The 318-nt window shown below is 47.8% G+C and carries 1 pseudogene; it reads left to right on the top strand.

From position 1 onward, the window contains the following. Nucleotides 1-318, top strand: a pseudogene (locus AAEY87_RS13865) (hypothetical protein); the annotation flags it as partial.

Genomic DNA, 318 nt, shown 5'->3' with positions numbered 1-318 from the left:
CTCAGCAGCCAGCAGGTTGGCAACTGACCACTCAGGATGGTCATAATCCGCTACGTCTCGCGACGGTTGGTAAGCTTAAACATGACAAGCCTATCTTAGATCAAGCCAGTCTCAATAGTTACGTTCTTGGTCACTTTGGGGTCAGTAGTTTTACCTATGATCGCAGTTACTATATTGGCCATGTGGTCGGCTATTTATTCAGTTGTTATTTTTGCGCGCATCTGTCTATTAGCTATAGCGTGACAGCGCTCGGGCAAGAGGTCGTTGCCGATTATGATTATGCCAGTCTTGAGACCCCGCATATGGTGCGTCTGCTAC

The organism is Psychrobacter sp. S1-30-MNA-CIBAN-0213 (assembly GCF_040309845.1).
GTDB lineage: Bacteria > Pseudomonadota > Gammaproteobacteria > Pseudomonadales > Moraxellaceae > Psychrobacter.
Note: the sequence above shows the minus strand (reverse complement) of the source record. Positions and strands in the feature narration are given on the sequence as shown.